Consider the following 20247-nt stretch of genomic DNA (forward strand, 5'->3'; position numbering starts at 1 on the left):
CGTGTGCCCTCTCAGCTTGCGAGTCACACTCCAGAAGGAACATCGAACCTGTAAAGGCTCTTTTCGTGGCGAACATCAAGTCCCAGATCAAGCGGAACAAGACCAACGAGAAGGCGCGCCTGCGTAACAAGGCCGTCAAGTCGTCGCTCAAGACCGCGATCCGCAAGGCCCGTGAGGCTGTCGCCGCCGGTGACGTCGAGAAGGCCACCGTTGCCACTCGCGCCGCCTCGCGTGCGCTCGACAAGGCCGTCTCGAAGGGTGTCATCCACAAGAACGCCGCCGCCAACAAGAAGTCGGCGCTGGCGATCAAGGTTTCCTCCCTTCAGGGCTGAGCTCTGATGTAACCGGTCGTACGGGACCCAGCGGGCCCTCTCTCCCGCTCCCGCCCGACCACCAGGACTCGCACGCGGACGCGTTCGCCACGCGGGTGCGAGCCCACCCATCTCCACGCCGAAGGCCCCGCCGCCTCCTCCCCAGGAGCCGCCGGGGCCTTCGCCGCGTCTGGGCGACGTTGGATCGGCCAAGTGCAGTAGGGGCCGCCGGGACTGCGCGGGGCGAAGCCGCCGGGGCGGGGGCGAAGCCCTTAGCCCACCGGGCGGGGCAAGGCCGCTGGCCCACGGGGCGCACCGCGGCGCGAGGCTGCCGCCAGCCCACCCGGGACACTGCGGCGCGAAGCTGCCGCCGGCCCGTCGGGGGGCCGGGGGGCGGAGCCCCCGGGAACTCAGCTCGACCCCCGCCAGCCCCCGGCAGGGTTTCGGGAAGGGGTGGGGTGGGGGAATCCGCCCCGGCACCAGCCACGACGCACCCCGCACAGGCCTACAGGCCCGGGCCCGGCCCGCACCGCCCCGGCCCGGCAGGGCCAAGCAACAAAAACAGGCCCTCTACGCCCGCCGCAGCCGCGCCGCCCGCGCCACCGCCACAACCGCCTTCTCCAGGGCGTACTCCGGGTCGTCGCCCCCGCCCTTCACCCCCGCGTCCGCCTCCGCGATCGCCCGCAGCGCGAGGGACACCCCGTCCGGGGTCCAGCCCCGCATCTGCTGCCGGACGCGGTCGATCTTCCAGGGCGGCATGCCCAGCTCACGCGCCAGATCCGCCGGCCGCCCGCCCCGCGCCGACGACAGCTTGCCGATCGCCCGTACGCCCTGCGCCAGCGCACTGGTGATGAGCACCGGCGCCACCCCGGTGGAGAGCGACCAGCGCAACGCCTCCAGGGCCTCCGCCGCACGCCCCTCCACGGCCCGGTCGGCCACGTTGAAGGACGAGGCCTCCGCGCGGCCGGTGTAGTACCGCCCGACGACCGCCTCGTCGATCGTCCCGTCGACGTCCGACGTCAGCTGCGCGCACGCGGACGCCAGCTCCCGCAGGTCGCTGCCGATCGAGTCCACCAGCGCCTGGCACGCCTCCGGCGTCGCCGAGCGCCCGAGCGCCCGGAACTCCTGCCGTACGAACGTCAGCCGCTCCGCCGGCTTCGTCGTCTTCGGGCAGGCCACCTCCCGCGCCCCCGCCTTGCGCGCGGCGTCGAGCAGGCCCTTGCCCTTCGCGCCGCCGGCGTGGAGGAGGACGAGCGAGATGTCCTCGACCGGGTCGCCGAGGTAGGCCTTGACGTCCTTGATCGTGTCGGCGGAGAGGTCCTGCGCGTTCCGCACGATGAGGACCTTGCGCTCGGCGAAGAGCGACGGGCTGGTCAGCTCGGCCAGCGACCCGGGCTGAAGCTGGTCGGAGGTGAGGTCGCGCACGTCCGTGTCGGCGTCGGCGGCCCGCGCGGCCGCCACCACCTCCTGGACGGCGCGGTCGAGGAGCAGGTCCTCCTGCCCCACGGCGAGCGTCACGGGGCCGAGGAGGTCGTCGGGGGAAGTCTTTCTGGTGGCCATCGCGTTCCAGCATCCCACGGGCCACTGACACCCATACCCCCGAACCGCTCCCGACGGCCATGCCCGAGAATGGCGCGGTGAGCGAACGACGACACGTACTGGTACTCCCCGACCGCGACGCCGCCGAGGAGGTCGCCCAGGAACTCCCCGACCGTTTCGGCGTGGCCGAGGCTCCGCAGCTCGTCCGAGACGCCCTGGCCGGGGAGGACGACGCCGAGGACGCGCAGTGGCTGGTGGTCGTCGAGGACCCGGACGGCCGGCTGGACGCGACGGCGCTCGACGAACTCGCCGCCGAGTACGAGGGCTGGCTCGAAGCCCCGTAACCCCTGGGCCCCGCCCGCTGCCCCCTGCCCGCCGACCCCTACGCGCTCTTGGGCACGATCTGGATGTCGAGGTCGATGCTGATGCTGGACCCGACGGCCGCGATCCCCCGCGCGAGCATCGTCTGCCACGTGAGGGTGAAGTCCTCCCGGTGCAGCTCGGTGGTGGCCCGGCAGGCCCCCCGCGTCTCGCCCTCGAGCCCGTTCCCGAGGCCCAGGTACTGGGTGTCGAGCGTCACGGTGCGACTCACCCCGTGGAGGGTGAGCGCGCCGGTCACGGCCCAGCGGCTGCCGCCCCGGTGCACGAAGCGTTCGCTGTAGAACTCCAGCGTCGGGTACGCGCCGACGTCGAGGAAGTCGCCCGAGCGCAGGTGGTCGTCGCGCATCTGCACCCCGGTGTCGATGGAGGCCGCGTCGATGACGACGTGCATCGCCGACTGCTCCATGCGGTCGGCGATCCGCACCGCGCCGGCGAAGCCGTTGAACCGGCCGTGGATGCGCGCGAGGCCGATGTGGCGGGCGGTGAAGCCGATCTGCGAGTGCGCCGGGTCGATCTCCCAGTCACCCGGCTCCGGGAGCTGCGGCTGCGGCGCGACCTGGAGCAGGACGTCGCCGACGCCGGTGTGTCCGCCCTCGGTGACGACGGCGCCGCCGTGGTACGGCGTGTACCCCTCGGCGGTGACCACGAGCCGGTACTCGCCCGCCGGTACGGTCGCGAGCGCCGTGCCGTACGGGTCGGTCTCCCCGCCCAGCACCTTGCGGCCCGCACCGTCACTGAGGACGAACTCGGCCTGCCGGACCGGTTCGTGTACGGGGTCGAGGACCCGGCAGCTCAGCACCCCCGCCGAGGCCGGGACCGAGAGACCGGCGAGCGGGCCACCCCGTGCGGCCCCCGCCGCCCGCTTCCCGAAGAGACGATCGAACATTCTCCACGCACCCCCGCATGACTCGTTCACTATGCAACGAAGTCGCATTCGATCACCATTGAGGTGTTCGAGGCAAACGAGCCAAGTGTTACCGAGGGTCCGAATTGAGAGCTCCGCGTCAGGGATTCGGCTTCGCGACGACCGGCAGCTCGTCGAGCACGATGCCGAACAGGTCGCGATACGCGTCCCGCACCTCCTCGTCCCCGTCGAAGACCCGCTCGACGCGTTCCCCGTGGGTGCGAGTGATCAACTTGCTGCCGCTGAGGGTGATCCGGCCCTCCTCCGTGAGCAGGGAGCAGATGAGGGACCGCGGGAAGTGCGAATCGGGCGAGGTCCGGTGGTACCAGGCCCCGGCGGTGAAGTCCGCGAGCTCGCGGGGCCGCACCTCCAGCCGGTACTGCGGCTTCCCGTCCCGCAGCACGTCCAGATCGCCCGGCTCGCCGTCGGCGACCTCCTGGATGCGGAAGACACCGCCCGGGTCCTCCTGGTCCCCGCGCTCATCGAAGGCCAGCGGGTAGTGACTGTGGTCACCGAACCCGACGTCGGCCAGCAACCGCTCCCCGTCCGCCGTCTCCACGAGGAGCGCCATGTGGTCGTACGGGATCCCGAGCTTCCCCTCCGAGTCGATGACGCGCGCCTGGAGCAGCGAGACGCGGTAGCCGAGCTCCCGCAGCAGGACCGCGAAGGTGGTGTTGATCTCGTAGCAGAAGCCGCCCCTGTGATCGGTGACCACCTTGTCGACCAGCGCCTTCTCGTCCAGGACGATGTCCTCGCCGAGATGGATCGAGAGGTTCTCGAAGGGCACGCTCAGCAGGTGCCGCAGATGCAGCTCCCGCAGGGCGGCGGCGTCCGCGCGGGCGGGCCGCTGCGCGCCGATCCGCGCCAGATAGGCACCGGCGTCCGGTTCGGTACTCATACGGTCGGTCTCCCTCTCCTCGGATGCTCACGACGATGATCACAGAGCTGGTCACGACGCCCCGACGGGGGTCGACTCCTCTTCCTTCACGGGCAGTTCACGCATCCGCGGCAGCGGCGAGGGCAGCAGCCAGAGCACGGCGAGGACGGCTCCGCCGGTGGCGATCCACAGCGTCGGGCGCAGTCCGATCGCGGCGCCGAGCATGCCTCCGGTGAGCGCTCCGAGGGGGCGGAAGCCGTGGTTGAGCATGCGGTACGCGCCCATGACCCGGGACCGTACGGCGTTCGGGATCACCGCCATCTGGAACGACCCCGCGGCGATGTCCACGATCATCACCGCGACGCAGGAGAGGAACTCCGCCACGAACAGCACCGCCACCACCAGCGGAAGCGGCCCGTCGGCCAGGGGTATCAGGAGCAGGGGCAGGGTGAACCCGAGGAAGCCGACGACGAGCGAGGCACCGATGCCGATCCGCCGGACGACCGCACCGCTGCACGCGGCCCCGATGAGGCCGCCCACCGCGCCGGCTCCGAGGATCAGGCCGAGCAGCCCGGCACTGATGCCGAGTTCGGCGGTCGCGTAGAGCACGAAGAGGGTGTGGAACATGTAGTTGAAGAACTGGACCGTGCCGGAGGAGGCGAACAGCGCGCGCATCGAGGAGTTCCGGAGCACCCAGCGCAGTCCTTCGGTGAAGTGCCCCTTGGCCACGGGGGCGGGCGGGGGTTCGACCGCCTTGATCCGGGCCAGGTATCCGGCCGACACCACATAGGTGAGGGCGTCGGCGACCAGGGCGAAGGGCGCGGTGAGGACCTGCACGAGGACACCGCCGATGCCGGGTCCCGCGAGCCAGGACATCGAACGGCTGCCGTTGACCAGCGCGTTCGCCTGGATGTACCGGTCGGTGGGGACGAGCGCCACGAGGAGCGTGGCGTTGCAGGCCTCGAAGAGCACGGTGAGCGCGCCGATCCCGAAGGCCACCGCGTACAGCTGACCGAGCGTCAACGCGTCGAGCGCGTAGGCCACGGGGAGGGTCAGCATGAGCGCCGCCCGCCCGAGGTCCGCCGCGATCATGGCGCGCCTGCGGCGGGCCTGTCGGTCGACCCAGGCGCCGAGCGGCATGTTGAGCAGGAGGGCGGGCAGGAGTTCGGCGGTCTTGAGCCAGCCCATCTCGGCGGCGTCGGCGCCGAGGATCAGGACGGCGGCGAGCGGGAGGGCGATGAGCGAGATCTGGTCCCCGACGAGCGAGACCGTCTGCCCGGTCCAGTAGCGACGGAAGGTCCGCTCGCGCAGCAGTGCCGGTATGCGTTCCACGAGGGCCATCTCGCCTACTCCTCTTCTCGTTCTTCGTGGTGGGGGATGTCCTGTTCCAGGTGGGCGATCCGCAGGATGCTGATGGCCCGGGCGCCCTCGGGCCTCAGGGACGGGTCGGACTCGCGGCCCTCGTAAGGCCGGAGCAGTGCGTCGATCCGCTCTCCGAGGTCGGTCAGCTCCTCGGGGGTGAGGAAGAGCAGGGAGTCGCTGAACTGCTCGGCCTCCCGCCACTCCCTCGGCAGCGTGTGCCGGCGCTCCATGGCCCGGTTGACCCGCTCGAAGTACCGCTCGGCGACGGCGCCCATCAGTGCGTCGGCGGCCTGCGTGACCGTCGCGTCCTCGCTGTAGTCCGGCCACTCGGTGTACCGCGCGGTGGCCCGCCAGGGCTTCTCCCGCCCCCGCCCGCCGGGCGCCTCCTCCACGAGGCCGTACTTGGCGAGTATCCGCAGGTGGTAGGAGCAGCTGGCCACGGACTCGCCGGTCAGCTCGGCGGCCTTGGTGGCGGTGAAGGGGCCGGTGCTGCGCAGGAGCCCCACCAGGGTCATCCGCAGCGGGTGGGCGTAGGCCCGCAGGGCACGCGGGTCGGTGAGGCGGATGCTGCGGGGCTGCTCGCCCTCGGGTCGCGGTTCGCTGATCTCCGGCATGATGAAAAGGTATCTTTAGAAAGACTTCTTTACAAGCACTTCTTTACATGAGGATCGCCCTCCCACCCGAACGGCTCATCCCGATGGCTCGCCCTCCCCTCCGATGGCCGACTCACCGCCCCCTCGGCACGGCCACGAGCCCGCGCCCCGCCCCCACCACCGCGATCGCCCCGTCCCGGTCGGTCCGCAACACCCGCGCCCCGCCCGCCCGCAGCGCCTCCACGGTCCGCGGTGCCGGATGTCCATACGGGTTGTCGCTTCCCGCCGAGACCAGCGCGAGTCGCGGTCGCGCCGCCCGTATCAGCCCCGGATCCTGGTGCGCGGACCCGTGATGGGCGACCTTCAGCACGTCCACCGGCCCCAGCCCCGGACTGCTCCTCAACAGCGCACGCTGAGCCGGTGGTTCGAGGTCGCCCAGGAGCAACAGACTCAACCCTCCGGCGGCGCGGACGAGGAGGGTGACGCTGGCGTCGTTCGCCCCGCCTGCCAATCCGCCGGAACCCGCCGGCGGCCACAACACCCGCCACTCCAGGGCCCCGACCCTCCGCTGCTCCCCCGGCACCGCACGGACCAGCGGAACCCGCGCGGCGGCCGCCGTCCGCCGCACGAACGCGGCCTGCGCGGGCGGCTCTTCGAGCCCCGTGGTCTGGATCGCCCCCACCGACCGCCCCCGCAACACCCCCGTCAGCCCGGCCACATGGTCGGCGTGGAAGTGCGTGAGCACCAGCAGGGGCACCCGCCGCACCCCGAGCTCCCGCAGACAACGGTCCACCGGTACGGGATCGGGCCCCGCGTCCACCACGACGGCCGCGTCACCGCCCGCCGCCAGCACCGTCGCGTCCCCCTGCCCCACCTGGCACATCGCGAACACCCAGCCCGGCGGCGGCCACCCGGTGGCCCACCTCGTCAACGGCACGGGCCGTACGACGACAAGGAAGAGCAGCGCCGCGACAACGGCGGCGATCCACCCCCGGTACGGCAGTCTGCGCGCCCCGAGCAGGACGAGTCCCGTGAGCAGCGCCAGGGCAAGACCGCCCCACCACCCGTCGGGCCAGGCCAGCTGAGCCCCCGGCAGCTCCCCGCCCGCGCGGGCCACCCCCGCGATCCACCCGGCCGGCCACCCCGCCAACCACGCGGCCCCCACGGCGGCCGGCTCCCAGACCTGCGCCAGGGCGAGCGCGGCGAAGCCGAGCACCGTCGCGGGCGCGACCGCCAGTTCGGCGAAGAGGTTCGCCGGGATCGCGACCAGACTCACCCGGGCGGCGAAGACCACCACCACCGGTGCGCACACCGCCTGCGCCGCGAGGGCCGCCCCCAACGCCTCCGCGAGCCGACCCGGCACCCCGCGCCGCCGCAGCGCGTCGCTCCACCGCGGGGCGACCGTCAGCAGGGACCCGGTGGCCAGGACCGAGAGCAGGAACCCGTAACTCCGCGCCAGCCAAGGGTCGTAGAGCACGAGGACCAGGACGGCGGCGGCCAGCGCGGGGATCAGCGATCTCCGGCGCCCGGTGCCGATCGCCAGGAGGACGACGAGCCCGCAGGCCGCGGCCCGCAGCACGCTCGGATCTGGCCGGCAGACGACCACGAAGGCCAGCGTCAGGGCTCCCCCGGCCACCGCGGTCGCCCGCAGCGAAAGCCCGAGCCGGGGAGCGAGCCCGCCCCGCTCCACCTGGTGCGCCCTCCCGGGGCGCCCGATGAGAAGGAGCAGGACGACGGAGAGGTTGCTGCCGGAGACCGCGAGGAGATGCGTGAGGTCGGTGGCCTCGAAGGCGCCCCGCAGATCCGGTCCGATCCTGGAGGTGTCCCCGACGACCAACCCCGGCAGCAGAGCCCGCGCGTCGGGAGCGAGCCCCTCGGTCGCTCTCCGCAGCCCGGCGCGCAGCTCGCCGGCCGTGCGCTGGGGCGCGCTCGGCTGCCCGATGATCCGCGGCGGTCCCCCTCCGTCGACCTTGAGCACCGCGGCGAACGGATCGCCGGAGCGCAGCGGCAGCGCCAACCGGGCCCCGACCCGCAGCCGGGTCGAGGGGAGGAGCCGCAGCCACTCCTCCCGCCCCTCCCCCGGCGGCACGATCAGCAGCACGGGCGCGCGCGTCCGGTGCGCCGCGCCGTCCGGGCGCTCGACGCGGGTCACCTCGCCGTCGAGGACCACCGAGACCGGCGCCATCGCGTTGCCCCGCACCTGTGGCCTGGTGAGCCGCGGATCGGAGGTGACGGTGACCTCCACCTGCGCCCGGCCGTACTCCCGCGCCAGAGCCGGTACGGGACCACGCCGCAGATCCGCCGCGTGCAGCCCCGCCGAGGCCGCCCCGGCAGCCGCGCAGAGCAGGACCCCCGCGCACGCGGTCGCCCGCAGCCTCCACCCGGGCGCCACCCGGGATGCCCCCGGAACGTCCGGTCCCCCAACCGAACCGTCGAACCGCCGGGCAAGGACCGGAGTCAGCAGGGCGACGGCCCCCGCCAGACAGACCGTGACACCGGCCAGCGTCCACCACCCGGTGACGCCCACGGCACAGGCCGCGGCCGCCCAGGCCGCCAGCGCCAGGGGAACGAGCCGCAGATCGGCCGACCCCTCCGGCTCCCCGACCCGGCTCACGGCCGGACCAGCGTTTCGAGGTCGGCGAACCGGCGCTCCCCGATGCCGTTGACCTCCCGCAGCTCGGCCACCGACCGGAAGCCGCCGTGCTCCGTGCGATGGTCGACGATGTGCCGCGCGAGGACAGGACCGACGCCGGGCAGTGTGTCGAGCTGTTCCACGGTGGCCGCGTTGAGACTCAGCGGCGCCCCCACCCCACCGGCACCGGCACCGGACCCGGGACCGATGCCGCCGACCGGCACCCCCGGCAGCCCGACCAGGACCTGTTCGCCGTCCATGAGGACGCGGGCCCGGTTGATCCCGGTGAGATCGGCCCCGGGTTTCGCCCCGCCGGCGGCCCGCAGGGCATCCGCCACCCGTGAGCCCGCGGGCAGGGTCAGCACTCCGGGCCTGCGCACCTTGCCACCGACGTCGACGACCACCTCCGGCCCACCCGCTCCGGCCGCCCCACCCGCTCCCGGCGCCGCCGGACCCGACTCCTTCCCCGGCCCGGCCCCCGCCACGGATGTGGCGGGTGTGGCCGCCTCAGGGGCGGCACGGACGATCTCGGGGGCACGGACCGGCTCCGGCCGCCCCGTCCAGAAGTACCCGCCCGCGAGGCCCGCGGCGACGAGCAGAATCACGGTCAGCGCGGCGAGCGCCCTCGGTTCGAGCCCACACCGCGTCTGCACCCACAGCGGAGTCCGCTCCCGCAGCGCCGCCGCCAGCCGCCCCCGGAGCCGTACCGGAGAACCACGCTCCGTCGCCTCCGGCGTCTCGGACCCGACCGAAGGCGCCGACGACACCGGCGGCACCGGAGATGCCGAAGGCGTCGGCGAGGCCGGAGGCGCCGGAGATGCCGAAGGCGTCGGCGAGGCCGGAGGCGCCGGCCCTGCCACCGGCGGGAACAAGGCGTCCCCCCGCGGCCGCACACCGGCCGCGGGCACCTCGGAGCCCCGGCGCACCCGGGCGCGCCTCCCGGCCCGTCCAGGAGGCCTGCCGCGCCCTCCCGGGCGGCTGCGCCCGTCCGAACCCAGCGCCCGGCCGGGCCCGCTCGTCGGAGCCCCGGGCCTGTCCGCGTCTCCGGTGGTGATCGATGCGATACGTGTACGAAGAACCATGCTCGTGACGGTAGAGATCACGACCGCCCTGTGCGGGGCTCACCCAAGTCCCGTGGACAAGACTCCCGTTGTGGATATCTCCGTCACTCTCGCGGGGGATGGACGCGCTCAGCGCGGCGAGACGACCACCGCGAGGAGCCCCGGGCCCGTGTGCGCGCCGATGACGGCCCCCACCTCGCTGACGTGGAGTTCCTCGATGCCCGGGATCCGCTCCTTGAGCCGGTCGGCCAGCACGGCGGCCCGCTCCGGTGCGGAGAGGTGGTGCACGGCGATGTCGACGGCGCCGGAGCCGGCCCGCTCCACGGCGATCTCCTCCAGGCGCGCGATGGCCTTCGAGGCCGTCCGCACCTTCTCGCGCAGCTCGATCCGCCCGCCGTCGAGTTCGAGGAGCGGCTTCACCGCGAGCGCGGAGCCCAGCAGCGCCTGCGCGGCGCCGATGCGCCCGCCGCGCCGCAGGTAGTCGAGCGTGTCGACGTAGAAGTAGGCGGAGGTCCCCGCGACGCGCTTCTCGGCCGCCGCGACGACCTCGTCGAGGGAGCCGCCCGCCTCCGCGACCTCCGCCGCGGCCAGGGCGCAGAAGCCCAGCGCCATGCCGACCATGCGGGTGTCCACCACGCGCACCGGCACGGGGGCGTCCTGCGCCGCGAGCACGGCGGCGTCGTACGTCCCGGAGACCTCGGCGGACAGGTGCAGCGAGACGATTCCCCGCGCTCCCGCCTCCGCCGCCTCGCGGTAAGCCGCGGCGAAGATCTCGGGGCTCGGTCGCGAGGTGGTGACGGGCCGCCGCTTCTGCAGGGCCTCGGCGAGCGACCGGGCCGAGATCTCGGTGCCCTCCTCCAGCGCGCGGTCGCCGATGACGACGGTCAGCGGGACCGTCGTGATGGCGTGCCGCTCCCTCGTCTGGGGTGGCAGATAGGCCGTGGAATCGGTGACGATCGCGACATGCCGGGACATGAGCGGGAGGTTACCCGCCGGAGCCGCGGCGCGGCAGCCCGGCCCCCCGCCGGACGCCCCCGGCGTCCCCGGCGCCCCAGGCGCCCCATGCGCACTACGGAGCGCGGTGCCGTCGGATCAGGTGGTGGTCTCCGGGCGGGCCGACTTCTCCCACGGGTACTCGGCGCGCCGGGGATCACGCGCCGTGATCGCCGGCGGCACGTCTCCGGCCGCCGGACCCGCCGACCCGGCGGGGCTCCCCCAGGCTCCGCCCGCGGCCTGCTCCGGCGCGGCCTCCGGGCCGTCCCAGTGGCGCAGGGCGCCCGCCTCGACGTCGATCTGGGCGCTCAGCGACGACAGGTCGTCCTCGGCGAACTTCAGCGCCCGCTCCCGGGCGGCCCGGCGCAGCGCGTCGGCCGACCCCGTGATCTGCTCGGTCCGCCGCGTGAGCTCGGGAAGCTGTCCCGCCACCCACGCCTTGTCGGGCTCGCGCTCGATGCGCTTGAGGTCGTCGTCCAGCTCGAGCCCGTGCGCGCTGAGCCGGTGGAAGAGGTCGAGCGATTCCTTCAGCGAGGCGTCCTCGCCGACGCCCGCCTGCAAGGCCTCCTGCGTGGCCCTCATCGAGGTGCGCAGCGAGAGCCGCAGCCGGGCCAGCTCGCTCGCGGCCCCGGCCTGGCCGAAGCTCTTGGCCCGCAGCGTGGTGTCCTCCACCGTGCGCCGGGCCTGGTCCAGAGTGCGGTCCACTCCGCGCTTGGCCGCCTTGGCCACCTTCACGGTGGCGTAGACCCCGAGCGCCACGAAGGCCAAGAAGAGCAGCGCCATGATCGTGATAATCGCGGCTTCCATGTCCGCCCCTCCGGCATCCGTCGAGTCCCCACGACTGTGGTTCTTCCACCGTAAACGGAAAGGGCAGGCCAGGGGTTCCATCGGAACCCCCAACCTGCCCGTAGGGGAAACCCCTATGTGCCGTCAGGCGACGATGTTGACCAGCTTCGGCGCGCGCACGATCACCTTGCGGATCTCCGCGCCGCCCAGCGCCCCCACCACGTGCGGGTCGGCCAGCGCCAGCGCCTCCAGCTCCGCGTCCGTGATCGACGGGGAGACCTCCAGGCGGGCCTTGACCTTGCCCTTGATCTGCACGACGCAGGTCACGGTCTCGTCGACGACGTACGCCGGGTCGGCGACCGGGAAGCCCTGGTGGACGACCGACTCGGTGTGGCCCAGCCTGCGCCACAGCTCCTCGGCGATGTGCGGGGCCAGCGGGGCGACCAGCAGCACCAGCTGCTCGGCGACCGGCCGGGACAGCGCCCCGCCGGTCTTCGTCAGGTGGTTGTTCAGCTCGGTGACCTTGGCGATGGCGGTGTTGAAGCGCATCGCCGCCATGTCCTGCGCGACACCGTCGATCGCCTTGTGCAGGGCGCGCAGCGTGTCGTCGTCGGCGGCGGTGTCGACGACGGTGACCTCGCCGGTCGACTCGTCGACGATGTTGCGCCACAGGCGCTGCAGCAGCCGGTACTGGCCGACCACGGCGCGCGTGTCCCAGGGACGCGAGACGTCCAGCGGGCCCATCGCCATCTCGTACAGGCGCAGGGTGTCGGCGCCGTACTCGGAGCAGATCTCGTCCGGCGTCACGGCGTTCTTCAGGGACTTGCCCATCTTGCCCAGGACGCGGCTGACCTTCTCGCCCTCGTACCAGAAGGCGCCGTCCCGCTCCTCGACCTCGGCCGCCGGCACGGCGATGCCGCGCGCGTCCCGGTAGACGAAGGCCTGGATCATGCCCTGGTTGTACAGCTTGTGGAACGGCTCGGCCGAGGAGATGTGGCCCAGGTCGAACAGCATCTTGGACCAGAAGCGCGCGTACAGCAGGTGCAGCACCGCGTGCTCGGCGCCGCCGACGTACAGGTCGACGCCACCGGTCGGCATGCCCTCGCGCGGGCCCATCCAGTACTGCTCGACGGCGGGGTCGACCAGCTTCTCGGAGTTGTGCGGGTCCAGGTAGCGCAGCTCGTACCAGCAGGAGCCGGCCCAGTTGGGCATGGTGTTGGTCTCGCGGCGGTAGCTCCGCGGGCCCGCGCCGTCGCCCAGGTCCAGGGTGACGTTCACCCAGTCCTCGTTGCGGGACAGCGGGGTCTCCGGCTGCGTGTTCGCGTCGTCCGGGTCGAAGGTGCGCGGCGAGTAGTCCTCGACCTCGGGCAGCTCCAGCGGCAGCATCGACTCGGGCAGCGAGTGCGCGACGCCGTCCTCGTCGTAGACGATCGGGAAGGGCTCGCCCCAGTACCGCTGGCGGCTGAACAGCCAGTCGCGCAGGCGGAAGTTGACGGTGCCCTCACCGATGCCGCGGTCGGCCAGCCAGGTGGTGATCTTCGCCTTGGCGTCGACGACGCCCAGGCCGTCCAGCGAGATCTCGTCGTTGGCGGAGTTGATCAGCTTCGCCTCGTACGAGGCGAAGGCGTCGTCCCAGACCGAGGTGTCCGTGCCGCGGTCGTCCGACGGCTCGACGACGCAGCGCATCGGCAGCTCGAAGGCGCGGGCGAAGGCGAAGTCGCGGGTGTCGTGCGCCGGGACGGCCATGATGGCGCCGGTGCCGTAGCCCATCAGGACGTAGTCGGCGATGAAGACCGGGACCTGCTCGCCGCTGACCGGGTTGGTCGCGTACGCGCCGGTGAAGACGCCGGTCTTCTCCTTGGCGTCGGCCTGCCGCTCGACGTCGGACTTGGAGGCGGCCTGCTTGCGGTAGGCGTCGACGGCCTCGGACGGGGTGGCGTGTCCGCCGGTCCACACGTCGTGGGTGCCCTCGGGCCAGACGGCCGGGACGATCTTCTCGATCAGGTCGTGCTCGGGCGCCAGGACCATGTAGGTGGCGCCGAACAGGGTGTCCTGTCGGGTGGTGAAGACCGTGATCGCGCCGGTGTCGCCGACCTGGAAGTCGACGCGGGCGCCCTCGGAGCGGCCGATCCAGTTCCGCTGCTGCAGCTTGATGGCCTCGGGCCAGTCCAGCGCGTCCAGGTCGTCCAGCAGGCGGTCCGCGTAGGCGGTGATCCGCATGTTCCACTGGCGCAGCTTGGACTTGAAGACGGGGAAGTTGCCGCGCTCGGAGCGGCCGTCTGCGGTGACCTCTTCGTTGGCCAGGACCGTGCCCAGGCCGGGACACCAGTTGACGGGCGCGTCGGAGGCGTACGCCAGGCGGTACTCGCTCAGGACGTCGGAGCGCTCGGCGGCGCTCAGCTCGCTCCACGCGCGCGTGCCGGGGGCCTCACGCGTGCCGTTCTCGAACTGCTCGATCAGCTCGGCGATCGGACGGGCCTTGGCGGCCTCGTCGTCGTACCAGGAGTTGAAGATCTGCAGGAAGATCCACTGGGTCCACTTGTAGTACTCCGGGTCGATCGTGGCGAACGACCGGCGCTTGTCGTGGCCCAGGCCCAGCCGGCGCAGCTGGACCTTCATGTTCTCCATGTTGGCCTCGGTGGACACGCGCGGGTGCGTGCCCGTCTGCACGGCGTACTGCTCGGCCGGCAGGCCGAAGGCGTCGAAGCCCAGGGTGTGCAGCACGTTGTGGCCGGTCATACGCGCGTGGCGGGCGTAGACGTCCGTGGCGATGTAGCCCAGCGGGTGGCCGACGTGCAGGCCCGCACCCGAGGGGTACGGGAACATGTCCATGATGAACTTCTTGGGCCGGGCGGCGACCTCGGGGTCGCCCGCCAGGTCACCGGAGGGGTTCGGCGCCTCGTAGGTGCCCTCGGCGTCCCAGAAGTCCTGCCAGCGTGCCTCGATGTCCGCGGCCATGGCCGCCGTGTAGCGATGCGGGGCCGCCGTCTCGGCGGTCGTAATGATCTCGGTCATGGTCCTTGAAGCTCCATCGATCGTCTCTGCCCACTGCCACGAACTGCCACGAAATGAAAAATCCCCTCGCACAGGAGGGGAAGCCGCGCCGACTCCGGCGGGATGGCGGTCGACGGAGCGACAGTCATGCGCCGGGACTGTTCAGCGCGGCTCGGTAAGCAGGAGGCGTACGGCACGCATGGCGCCAGGGTACCGCAGCGCCCGCGCGAGCCGCACCGGCGTTCCACGCGTGGACACACGAAGAAGCGGGCCACCCGATCTGGGTGACCCGCTTCTTTTCTGTGGAGCTAAGGAGAATTGAACTCCTGACCTCCTGCATGCCATGCAGGCGCTCTACCAACTGAGCTATAGCCCCTTGCTGTTTTCCGTCTCCGTTTCGGTTTCCCTCGCGGCGACAGACAGAACATTAACCGGCTCCCCGGCAGAACTCCAAATCGATTCTCCGACCCCCTCCGACCTGCCCGGTAGGGTCGCCGACTGTGTCCGTCTCCGTGCTCTCCAAAACCCGCGCCCGGCCGTGGCCCCTGGCCACCGCCGCGGCGGTCTGCCTGCTCTCGTTCGCGTCCTTCTGGGTGGCGCAACGCCTCGCCCACGTGAACATGCTCGACGTGATGGTCTACCGGGCCGAGGGCGAGACGGTGCGGGCCGGCGGGGACCTCTACGCGATGCGCGCCACCTCGGCGAACCTCGCCATGACCTATCCGCCCTTCGCGGCCCTGCTGTTCGTCCCGCTGACCCTGGTGAGCGTCCCCGTGATGCGGACGCTCGCGACCGCGGGGAACCTGCTCCTGGTGATCGCCCTGGTCCAGCTGTCGCTCCAACTGGTCCGTCCGGCGCTGTCCCGGACGGACCTGTGGCGTACGACACTGTGGGTCGCCGCGGCCGTGGTCTGGTGCGAGCCGGTGTGGACGACGCTGCGGTACGGGCAGATCAACCTGCTCATAGCGGTGGCGGTCCTCTGGGACCTCACCCGCCGCGAGGGCAGCCGCTGGGCCGGTCTCGGCATCGGTCTCGCGACAGCGGTGAAGCTCACACCGGGCCTCTTCGTGGTCCTTCTGTTCGCCGCCGGTCTGCTGCTGTGGCGCCGGGACCGGGTCTGGAACCAGTGGCTGCGCACGGGAGTGACGGCGACCGGGGTGTTCCTGGCGACGACGCTGGCCGTGGCGCTGGCCCTGCCGGCGGACTCGAAGAAGTTCTGGACGGAGACGCTCTTCGCGACCGGCCGGGTCGGCTTCGCCGAGGAGACCGCCAACCAGTCCATCAGCGGTGTCCTGGCCCGGCTGATGCACACGGACTCGCCGGGCATCTGGTGGGTGCTGACGGCAGCCGTCATGGGCGGGGCTGCGATGGTACTCGCGGTACGGGCCGCTCTCCGCGGCGACAAGCCTGTGGCCGTCGTCATCTGCGCGTTCACGGCGCTGATGATCAGCCCGATCTCGTGGTCCCACCACTGGGTCTGGTGCGTACCCCTGCTGATCCTGCTCGCGGACCGCGCCACGCGCGCGTGGCTGGTGACCGGTGCGGTGGCCCTGGCCTTCGCGTCGTTCGCGCTGTGGTGGGTTCCGCACGACCCGGGCCGTCCCGAACTGAACCAGAACGCGGGACAGATGCTGCTCTCCGCCGTCTACCCGCTCACGGCGACGGCGCTCCTCGTGGCGTACGTGCTGGCGGAGCGGCGCAAGGAGTCGGGGCTTCAGGCTCTGGCGAAGGAGTAGAACCGCTTGAGGGTGCAGTGCTCGTCGAGGAGCCGGCCGTAGATCGGCTCCCCCTCCAGCTCGCGGTACGTCTCGATGGGGTCGCCTTTTATGATCAGCGCCCGCGCGCACTCCTCGCACCAGTACTGGAACTCGGGGTTGACGGGGTCCATGTCGCGCACGATGGGCGTACCGCTGCCGCACCAGTCGCATTTCCGCCTGTGTGCACCCATCAGTCAGCTCCAGCTGTGGCCGCAGGCCGTGCACCCATAGGACACCCTGCCGTTGTCGCCGAGCACTTGGGTCACCCTCCCGTCCGGATCCTCGTCCCCCTCCGGCCGTCCGATTCTGCCATGGCCCCGCAAGGGGGTCAGCGCGCTCGGCGGGGCAGCCCGGCCACGGCGCCCACGAGCGCCGCGGCGGCCAGGGCCAGGGCGGTCGCCCACAGCGCGTCGGCGGACGCCTGCGCTCCGGGAGCCGTCACCCCGCCCAGGAAGAGGGTGCCGAAGGCCGCGACTCCGACGAGCTGGCCGAGCTGGGTGACGGTCGCGAGCAGTCCACTGGCATCGGCCGCGTCCTCGGGCCGTACGGTGGCCAGCGCGCCGGTCAGGGCGGGGCTGAAGGCCAGCGCGATGCCCGTGCCCACACCGCACAGGGCCGGGTAGAGCGCCCAGCCGCCCGATCCGCCGTCCCCTAGGGACAGGCCGAGGACGAGCAGGGAGGCGGCCCCGAGCAGGAATCCGCCCGGGATCAGCGCGCGTTGCGTCCGTGCCGGCCAGCGCCGCCACGTCAGCCCGACGGCGCCGAACGCGACGGCGGCGGGACCGAAGGTGAGTCCGGCGCGCAGGGCGCTGTGGCCGAGCCCGCCCTGCAAGTGCAGCGTGAGGGTGAACAGGAACCCGGCGTTGACGCCCATCGCCACGGCGATCCGGAAGACGGCCCGCCCCATGCCGGGAACGCGCAGGACGCGCGGGGCGATGAGGGGCGCGCCGCCGCGCCGGGCCAGCCGCGACTCGTACGCGCCGAACACGGCGAGGAGCACCAGGGAGCCGCCGAGCGAGACCCACGACCACAGCGGCCAGTCCTGCTCCTCCCCGAGGACCAGGGGGACGGTCAGCAGGGAAACGGCGGCCGCGAGGAGCAGCAGCCCCGGCAGGTCGAGGCCGCGGGTCCGCTCGGGCCCTGTGCGGGCGTCGCGGGGCAGGATCCGGGCGCCGAGGACGAGCAGGGTGAGCCCGATCGGGACGTTGACGAGGAAGACCGGCCGCCAGCCCGTGCCGAACAGGTCGGCGCTGACGAGGATGCCGCCGACGACCTGACCGGCCGCGGCGCCGGTGGCCAGGACCGCGGAGTACGCGCCGAGCGCCCGGACCCGCGCCTCTCCGGTGAAGTTCCGCTGGATGAGGCTGAGCACCTGCGGGAGCATGAGGGCGGAGCCTGCGCCCTGGACCAGCCGGAAGGCGATCAACTGGCCGGTTCCGGCGGCGAGTCCGCAGGCCAGGGAGGCCACGGTGAAGAGGGCGAGGCCGCCGAGGTACATCCGCCGGTGGCCGAGCAGGTCGCCGAGCCGGGCCCCGGTGATGAGCAGCACCGCGTAGGTGATGGTGTATCCGGCGACGACGAGCTGAAGTCCGGCTCCGGACGCGGAGAGTTCGGCGCGGATGGTGGGGGCGGCGACGTTGACGATGAAGACGTCGAGGAGCGCCATGAACTGGGCGACCAGCACCACGGCGAGCAGCGGTCCGGGGCGATTGTCGGTGCCGGGGTCTTTACTGAGTACGGGACGTGTTGTGGTCGAGGGCATACGACGAGAGTGGCCTCGGTCCGATACGGGTAACGAGAGCCCGCTGATGCTGGTACTGACACCACCTGGCAACGGCGGCACGGGGACTCGACCATGGGGGTGTGACGATTTTGGCAGCTGTACCGATCCAGCCGCGCCGACGGCCCGAGCTGGCCGCGTTCCTGCGCAGCCGCAGGGCCCGGGTGACACCGGAGGACGTGGGCATGCCGCCGGGGTTCCGCCGCCGCACCCCGGGGCTGCGCCGCGAGGAGGTCGCCCAGCTCTCCGGCGTCGGGGTGACCTGGTACACGTGGCTGGAGCAGGGTCGTCCGATCAACGCCTCCGCGCAGGTGCTCGACGCCGTCGCCCGCACGCTCCGCCTCGACCGGCCCGAGCGCGAGCACCTCTACCACCTCGCCGAGGTGCCGTACGCCCCCGAGCGCGCCGCCTCTGACGTCGAGACCGTCAGCCCCGAGATCCAGGGGATCCTCGACGCCCTGGTCCCGCACCCGGCGGTGCTCTACAACGCGCGGTACGACGTGCTGGCGACGAACACCACGTACGAGCGGCTCTTCCTGTGGGACGGGAACAGCATGGACACCGGCCCGTTCGGCTTACGCAACGTGCTGTGGGCGCTCTTCACCGCGCCGGAGCCGATGTGCCCCCTGGTCGACCGCGAGCAGGAGCTGCCCCTCATGGTGGCCCAGCTGCGGGGCGCGTACGGGCGCCATGTGGGCGAGCCGTCCTGGGAGGCGTTCGTACGGCGGCTGGCGGAGGCCAGCCCTCTCTTCGCGCGGCTCTGGCGGAGCGGCGACGTCGTCCCGCCCGGGACCCGGGTGAAGACCTTCCGTCACGAGGCGGTCGGCGAGATCCGGATGACCTCGGTCTCCCTCTCCGTCAACGGGATGCCGGAGTGCCGGATCGTGACCTACACGCCCAACGACGAGGAGAGCCGCCGCGCGATCCGCGGACTGGGCTGAAACGACGAATCCCGCCCCCTGTTGGGGACGGGATTCGGTGACTGTGGAGCTAAGGAGAATTGAACTCCTGACCTCCTGCATGCCATGCAGGCGCTCTACCAACTGAGCTATAGCCCCTCGTGTTCTTCGCGCTCTGCGCTGCGAACAAGAAGAACTTTAGCCTGTGACCTGCCGGAAAGTGAAATCCGGGTCCGGCAGGCCGCTCACGTGCCTCAGTCGTCGTCGCCGAGGACCGGCTCGGGCAGCGTGCCGGCGTTGTGCTCCATCAGGCGCCAGCCACGGGCGCCCTCGCCGAGGACGGACCAGCAGCAGTTGGAGAGCCCACCCAGGCTCTCCCAGTGTTGGGCCTCCAGGCCCAGGAGCCGGCCGATGGTGGTGCGGATCGTGCCGCCGTGGCTCACGACGACGAGCGTGCCGTCCTCGGGGAGCTTCTCGGCGTGCTCCAGGACCACCGGAGCGGCCCGGTCGGCCACCTCGGTCTCCAGTTCGCCGCCGCCCCGGCGCACGGGCTCGCCGCGCTTCCACGCGGCGTACTGCTCGCCGTACCGCCCGACGATCTCGTCGTGGGTCAGCCCCTGCCACTCCCCCGCGTACGTCTCGCGCAGCGCGGAGTCGTGGTCGACGGTGTGGCCGGTGAGCGCGGCGAGCTCGGCGGCGGTGGCCGATGCCCGCTTCAGGTCGGAGGCCACGATGGCGTCCGGCTTCAGCGCGGCGAGCAGCCGGGCGGCACGGCGCGCCTGGGCGACACCGGCCTCCGTCAGCTCGATGTCCGTGGACCCCTGGAACCTGCGCTCCAGGTTCCAGGAGGTCTGGCCGTGACGCCAGAGGACGATGCGGCGGCCGCTGCCGCCCTTGGTGGTGCTCAGCTCAGCTCACCGTCCGGTCCCTCGGGCAGGCCCGACCCGGCGTCGATGTCGGCACCGGTCAGGGCGGCGTGCTCGGCCGCCTTGCCGCGGGTCTTCAGGGCTTCCTCGGGCAGCGGGAGCTCGGGGCAGTCCTTCCACAGGCGCTCGAGGGCGTAGAAGACACGCTCCTCGCTGTGCTGGACGTGGACGACGATGTCGACGTAGTCCAGGAGGATCCAGCGGGCGTCGCGGTCGCCCTCGCGGCGCACCGGCTTGGCGCCGAGGTCCTTGTTCAGCCGCTCCTCGATCTCGTCGACGATCGACTTGACCTGGCGGTCGTTGGGCGCGGAGGCGAGCAGGAAGGCGTCGGTGATCGACAGCACATCGCTGACGTCGTACGCGATGATGTCGTGAGCGAGCCGGTCGGCGGCCGCCAGAGCGGCGGCGTTGACGAGCTCGATGGAGCGATCCGTAGCGGTCACAAGCAGGCT

At 72.2% G+C, this 20247-nt stretch carries 18 protein-coding genes and 2 tRNA genes; 4 read left to right on the forward strand and 16 right to left on the reverse strand.

The window, feature by feature from the left end:
• Window positions 1-65: 65 nt before the first annotated feature.
• Window positions 66-332 (forward strand): 30S ribosomal protein S20, encoded by a 267-nt coding sequence (gene rpsT / locus ASC82_RS01775; protein WP_056640411.1) that lies wholly within the window; start codon window positions 66-68, stop codon window positions 330-332.
• A gap of 549 nt (window positions 333-881) precedes the next feature.
• Here the strand turns inward: rpsT and holA are convergent.
• Window positions 882-1871, reverse strand: a complete 990-nt coding sequence (gene holA / locus ASC82_RS01780; protein WP_056640413.1) for a DNA polymerase III subunit delta — start codon at window positions 1869-1871, stop codon at window positions 882-884.
• Between the two features lie 59 nt (window positions 1872-1930).
• Here holA and ASC82_RS01785 point away from each other — a divergent pair, with 59 nt between their 5' ends.
• Window positions 1931-2194: a hypothetical protein gene (locus ASC82_RS01785; RefSeq protein WP_056640417.1), complete on the forward strand. Its 264-nt coding sequence runs from the start codon at window positions 1931-1933 to the stop codon at window positions 2192-2194.
• A gap of 38 nt (window positions 2195-2232) precedes the next feature.
• Here ASC82_RS01785 and ASC82_RS01790 read toward each other — a convergent pair whose 3' ends face one another.
• From ASC82_RS01790 to ASC82_RS01835, 10 genes are all read right to left on the reverse strand, one after another.
• Complete coding sequence (locus ASC82_RS01790) at window positions 2233-3117, reverse strand: YceI family protein (RefSeq protein WP_056640421.1); 885 nt, start codon at window positions 3115-3117, stop codon at window positions 2233-2235.
• 118 nt (window positions 3118-3235) lie between these two features.
• The gene (locus ASC82_RS01795; protein ID WP_056640423.1) at window positions 3236-4033 is read right to left on the reverse strand and encodes an arylamine N-acetyltransferase; all 798 of its coding nucleotides are present in this window, start codon (window positions 4031-4033) and stop codon (window positions 3236-3238) included.
• A 51-nt stretch (window positions 4034-4084) separates the two neighbouring features.
• Window positions 4085-5353, reverse strand: a complete 1269-nt coding sequence (locus ASC82_RS01800) for an MFS transporter (protein WP_056640426.1) — start codon at window positions 5351-5353, stop codon at window positions 4085-4087.
• 5 nt (window positions 5354-5358) lie between these two features.
• A complete protein-coding gene (locus ASC82_RS01805) occupies window positions 5359-5988 on the reverse strand; it encodes a helix-turn-helix domain-containing protein (RefSeq protein ID WP_056640429.1) in 630 nt (209 codons plus the stop codon).
• A 112-nt stretch (window positions 5989-6100) separates the two neighbouring features.
• On the reverse strand, window positions 6101-8581 hold the full coding sequence (locus ASC82_RS01810) for a ComEC/Rec2 family competence protein (RefSeq protein ID WP_056640433.1): 2481 nt from the start codon (window positions 8579-8581) through the stop codon (window positions 6101-6103).
• Window positions 8578-9681 carry a ComEA family DNA-binding protein gene (locus tag ASC82_RS29165; protein WP_079039011.1) on the reverse strand — a complete coding sequence of 368 codons (1104 nt, stop codon included), beginning with the start codon at window positions 9679-9681 and terminating at the stop codon, window positions 8578-8580. Before ASC82_RS29165 ends, ASC82_RS01810 begins: the two co-directional genes overlap by 4 nt.
• 108 nt (window positions 9682-9789) lie before the next feature.
• Window positions 9790-10635 carry a DegV family protein gene (locus ASC82_RS01820; protein WP_056640436.1) on the reverse strand — a complete coding sequence of 282 codons (846 nt, stop codon included), beginning with the start codon at window positions 10633-10635 and terminating at the stop codon, window positions 9790-9792.
• A gap of 117 nt (window positions 10636-10752) precedes the next feature.
• Window positions 10753-11460 carry a hypothetical protein gene (locus ASC82_RS01825; RefSeq protein WP_056640438.1) on the reverse strand — a complete coding sequence of 236 codons (708 nt, stop codon included), beginning with the start codon at window positions 11458-11460 and terminating at the stop codon, window positions 10753-10755.
• 123 nt (window positions 11461-11583) lie between these two features.
• Entirely contained in the window at window positions 11584-14454 is a 2871-nt protein-coding gene (gene leuS, locus ASC82_RS01830) for a leucine--tRNA ligase (RefSeq protein ID WP_056640441.1), read from the reverse strand.
• 282 nt (window positions 14455-14736) lie between these two features.
• Window positions 14737-14809 (reverse strand) — tRNA-Ala (locus ASC82_RS01835).
• Between the two features lie 124 nt (window positions 14810-14933).
• Between ASC82_RS01835 and ASC82_RS01840 the strand changes: the two genes are divergently transcribed.
• Window positions 14934-16169, forward strand: coding sequence for a glycosyltransferase 87 family protein (locus ASC82_RS01840; protein WP_056640444.1), 1236 nt, complete (start codon window positions 14934-14936; stop codon window positions 16167-16169).
• On the opposite strand, the gene ASC82_RS01845 is transcribed toward ASC82_RS01840, so the two are convergent.
• Together ASC82_RS01845 and ASC82_RS01850 are read right to left on the reverse strand one after the other, a co-directional pair.
• On the reverse strand, window positions 16148-16381 hold the full coding sequence (locus ASC82_RS01845; protein ID WP_024756723.1) for a hypothetical protein: 234 nt from the start codon (window positions 16379-16381) through the stop codon (window positions 16148-16150). The two genes, ASC82_RS01840 and ASC82_RS01845, sit on opposite strands and share 22 nt — an antisense overlap.
• Window positions 16382-16518: 137 nt before the next feature.
• The gene (locus tag ASC82_RS01850) at window positions 16519-17874 is read right to left on the reverse strand and encodes an MFS transporter (RefSeq protein ID WP_242427538.1); all 1356 of its coding nucleotides are present in this window, start codon (window positions 17872-17874) and stop codon (window positions 16519-16521) included.
• Between the two features lie 179 nt (window positions 17875-18053).
• Here ASC82_RS01850 and ASC82_RS01855 point away from each other — a divergent pair, with 179 nt between their 5' ends.
• Window positions 18054-18911, forward strand: a complete 858-nt coding sequence (locus ASC82_RS01855) for a helix-turn-helix transcriptional regulator (RefSeq protein WP_079038976.1) — start codon at window positions 18054-18056, stop codon at window positions 18909-18911.
• Window positions 18912-18955: 44 nt separating this feature from the next.
• Here ASC82_RS01855 and ASC82_RS01860 read toward each other — a convergent pair.
• The 3 genes from ASC82_RS01860 to rsfS form a co-directional block, all read right to left on the reverse strand.
• A tRNA-Ala gene (locus ASC82_RS01860) sits at window positions 18956-19028 on the reverse strand.
• A 95-nt stretch (window positions 19029-19123) separates the two neighbouring features.
• Window positions 19124-19777 carry a histidine phosphatase family protein gene (locus ASC82_RS01865; protein WP_056640450.1) on the reverse strand — a complete coding sequence of 218 codons (654 nt, stop codon included), beginning with the start codon at window positions 19775-19777 and terminating at the stop codon, window positions 19124-19126.
• Window positions 19774-20238: a ribosome silencing factor gene (gene rsfS / locus ASC82_RS01870; protein WP_024756719.1), complete on the reverse strand. Its 465-nt coding sequence runs from the start codon at window positions 20236-20238 to the stop codon at window positions 19774-19776. The genes ASC82_RS01865 and rsfS overlap by 4 nt, the downstream gene beginning before the upstream one ends.
• Between the last annotated feature and the right edge of the window lie 9 nt (window positions 20239-20247).

It is taken from the genome of Streptomyces sp. Root431, assembly GCF_001426585.1.
GTDB classification, from domain to species: Bacteria; Actinomycetota; Actinomycetes; order Streptomycetales; family Streptomycetaceae; genus Streptomyces; species Streptomyces stackebrandtii.

Excerpts from the sequence above, each read along its gene's own strand:
- ASC82_RS01790 (WP_056640421.1), bottom strand. The coding sequence starts at position 3,117 with ATGTTCGATCGTCTCTTCGGGAAGCGGGCGGCGGGGGCCGCACGGGGT.
- ASC82_RS01820 (WP_056640436.1), bottom strand. The coding sequence starts at position 10,635 with ATGTCCCGGCATGTCGCGATCGTCACCGATTCCACGGCCTATCTGCCA.
- ASC82_RS01805 (WP_056640429.1), bottom strand. The coding sequence starts at position 5,988 with ATGCCGGAGATCAGCGAACCGCGACCCGAGGGCGAGCAGCCCCGCAGC.
- ASC82_RS01795 (WP_056640423.1), bottom strand. The coding sequence starts at position 4,033 with ATGAGTACCGAACCGGACGCCGGTGCCTATCTGGCGCGGATCGGCGCG.
- ASC82_RS01800 (WP_056640426.1), bottom strand. The coding sequence starts at position 5,353 with ATGGCCCTCGTGGAACGCATACCGGCACTGCTGCGCGAGCGGACCTTC.
- ASC82_RS29165 (WP_079039011.1), bottom strand. The coding sequence starts at position 9,681 with ATGGTTCTTCGTACACGTATCGCATCGATCACCACCGGAGACGCGGAC.
- ASC82_RS01845 (WP_024756723.1), bottom strand. The coding sequence starts at position 16,381 with ATGGGTGCACACAGGCGGAAATGCGACTGGTGCGGCAGCGGTACGCCC.
- leuS (WP_056640441.1), bottom strand. The coding sequence starts at position 14,454 with ATGACCGAGATCATTACGACCGCCGAGACGGCGGCCCCGCATCGCTAC.
- ASC82_RS01785 (WP_056640417.1), top strand. The coding sequence starts at position 1,931 with ATGCCCGAGAATGGCGCGGTGAGCGAACGACGACACGTACTGGTACTC.
- holA (WP_056640413.1), bottom strand. The coding sequence starts at position 1,871 with ATGGCCACCAGAAAGACTTCCCCCGACGACCTCCTCGGCCCCGTGACG.
- ASC82_RS01825 (WP_056640438.1), bottom strand. The coding sequence starts at position 11,460 with ATGGAAGCCGCGATTATCACGATCATGGCGCTGCTCTTCTTGGCCTTC.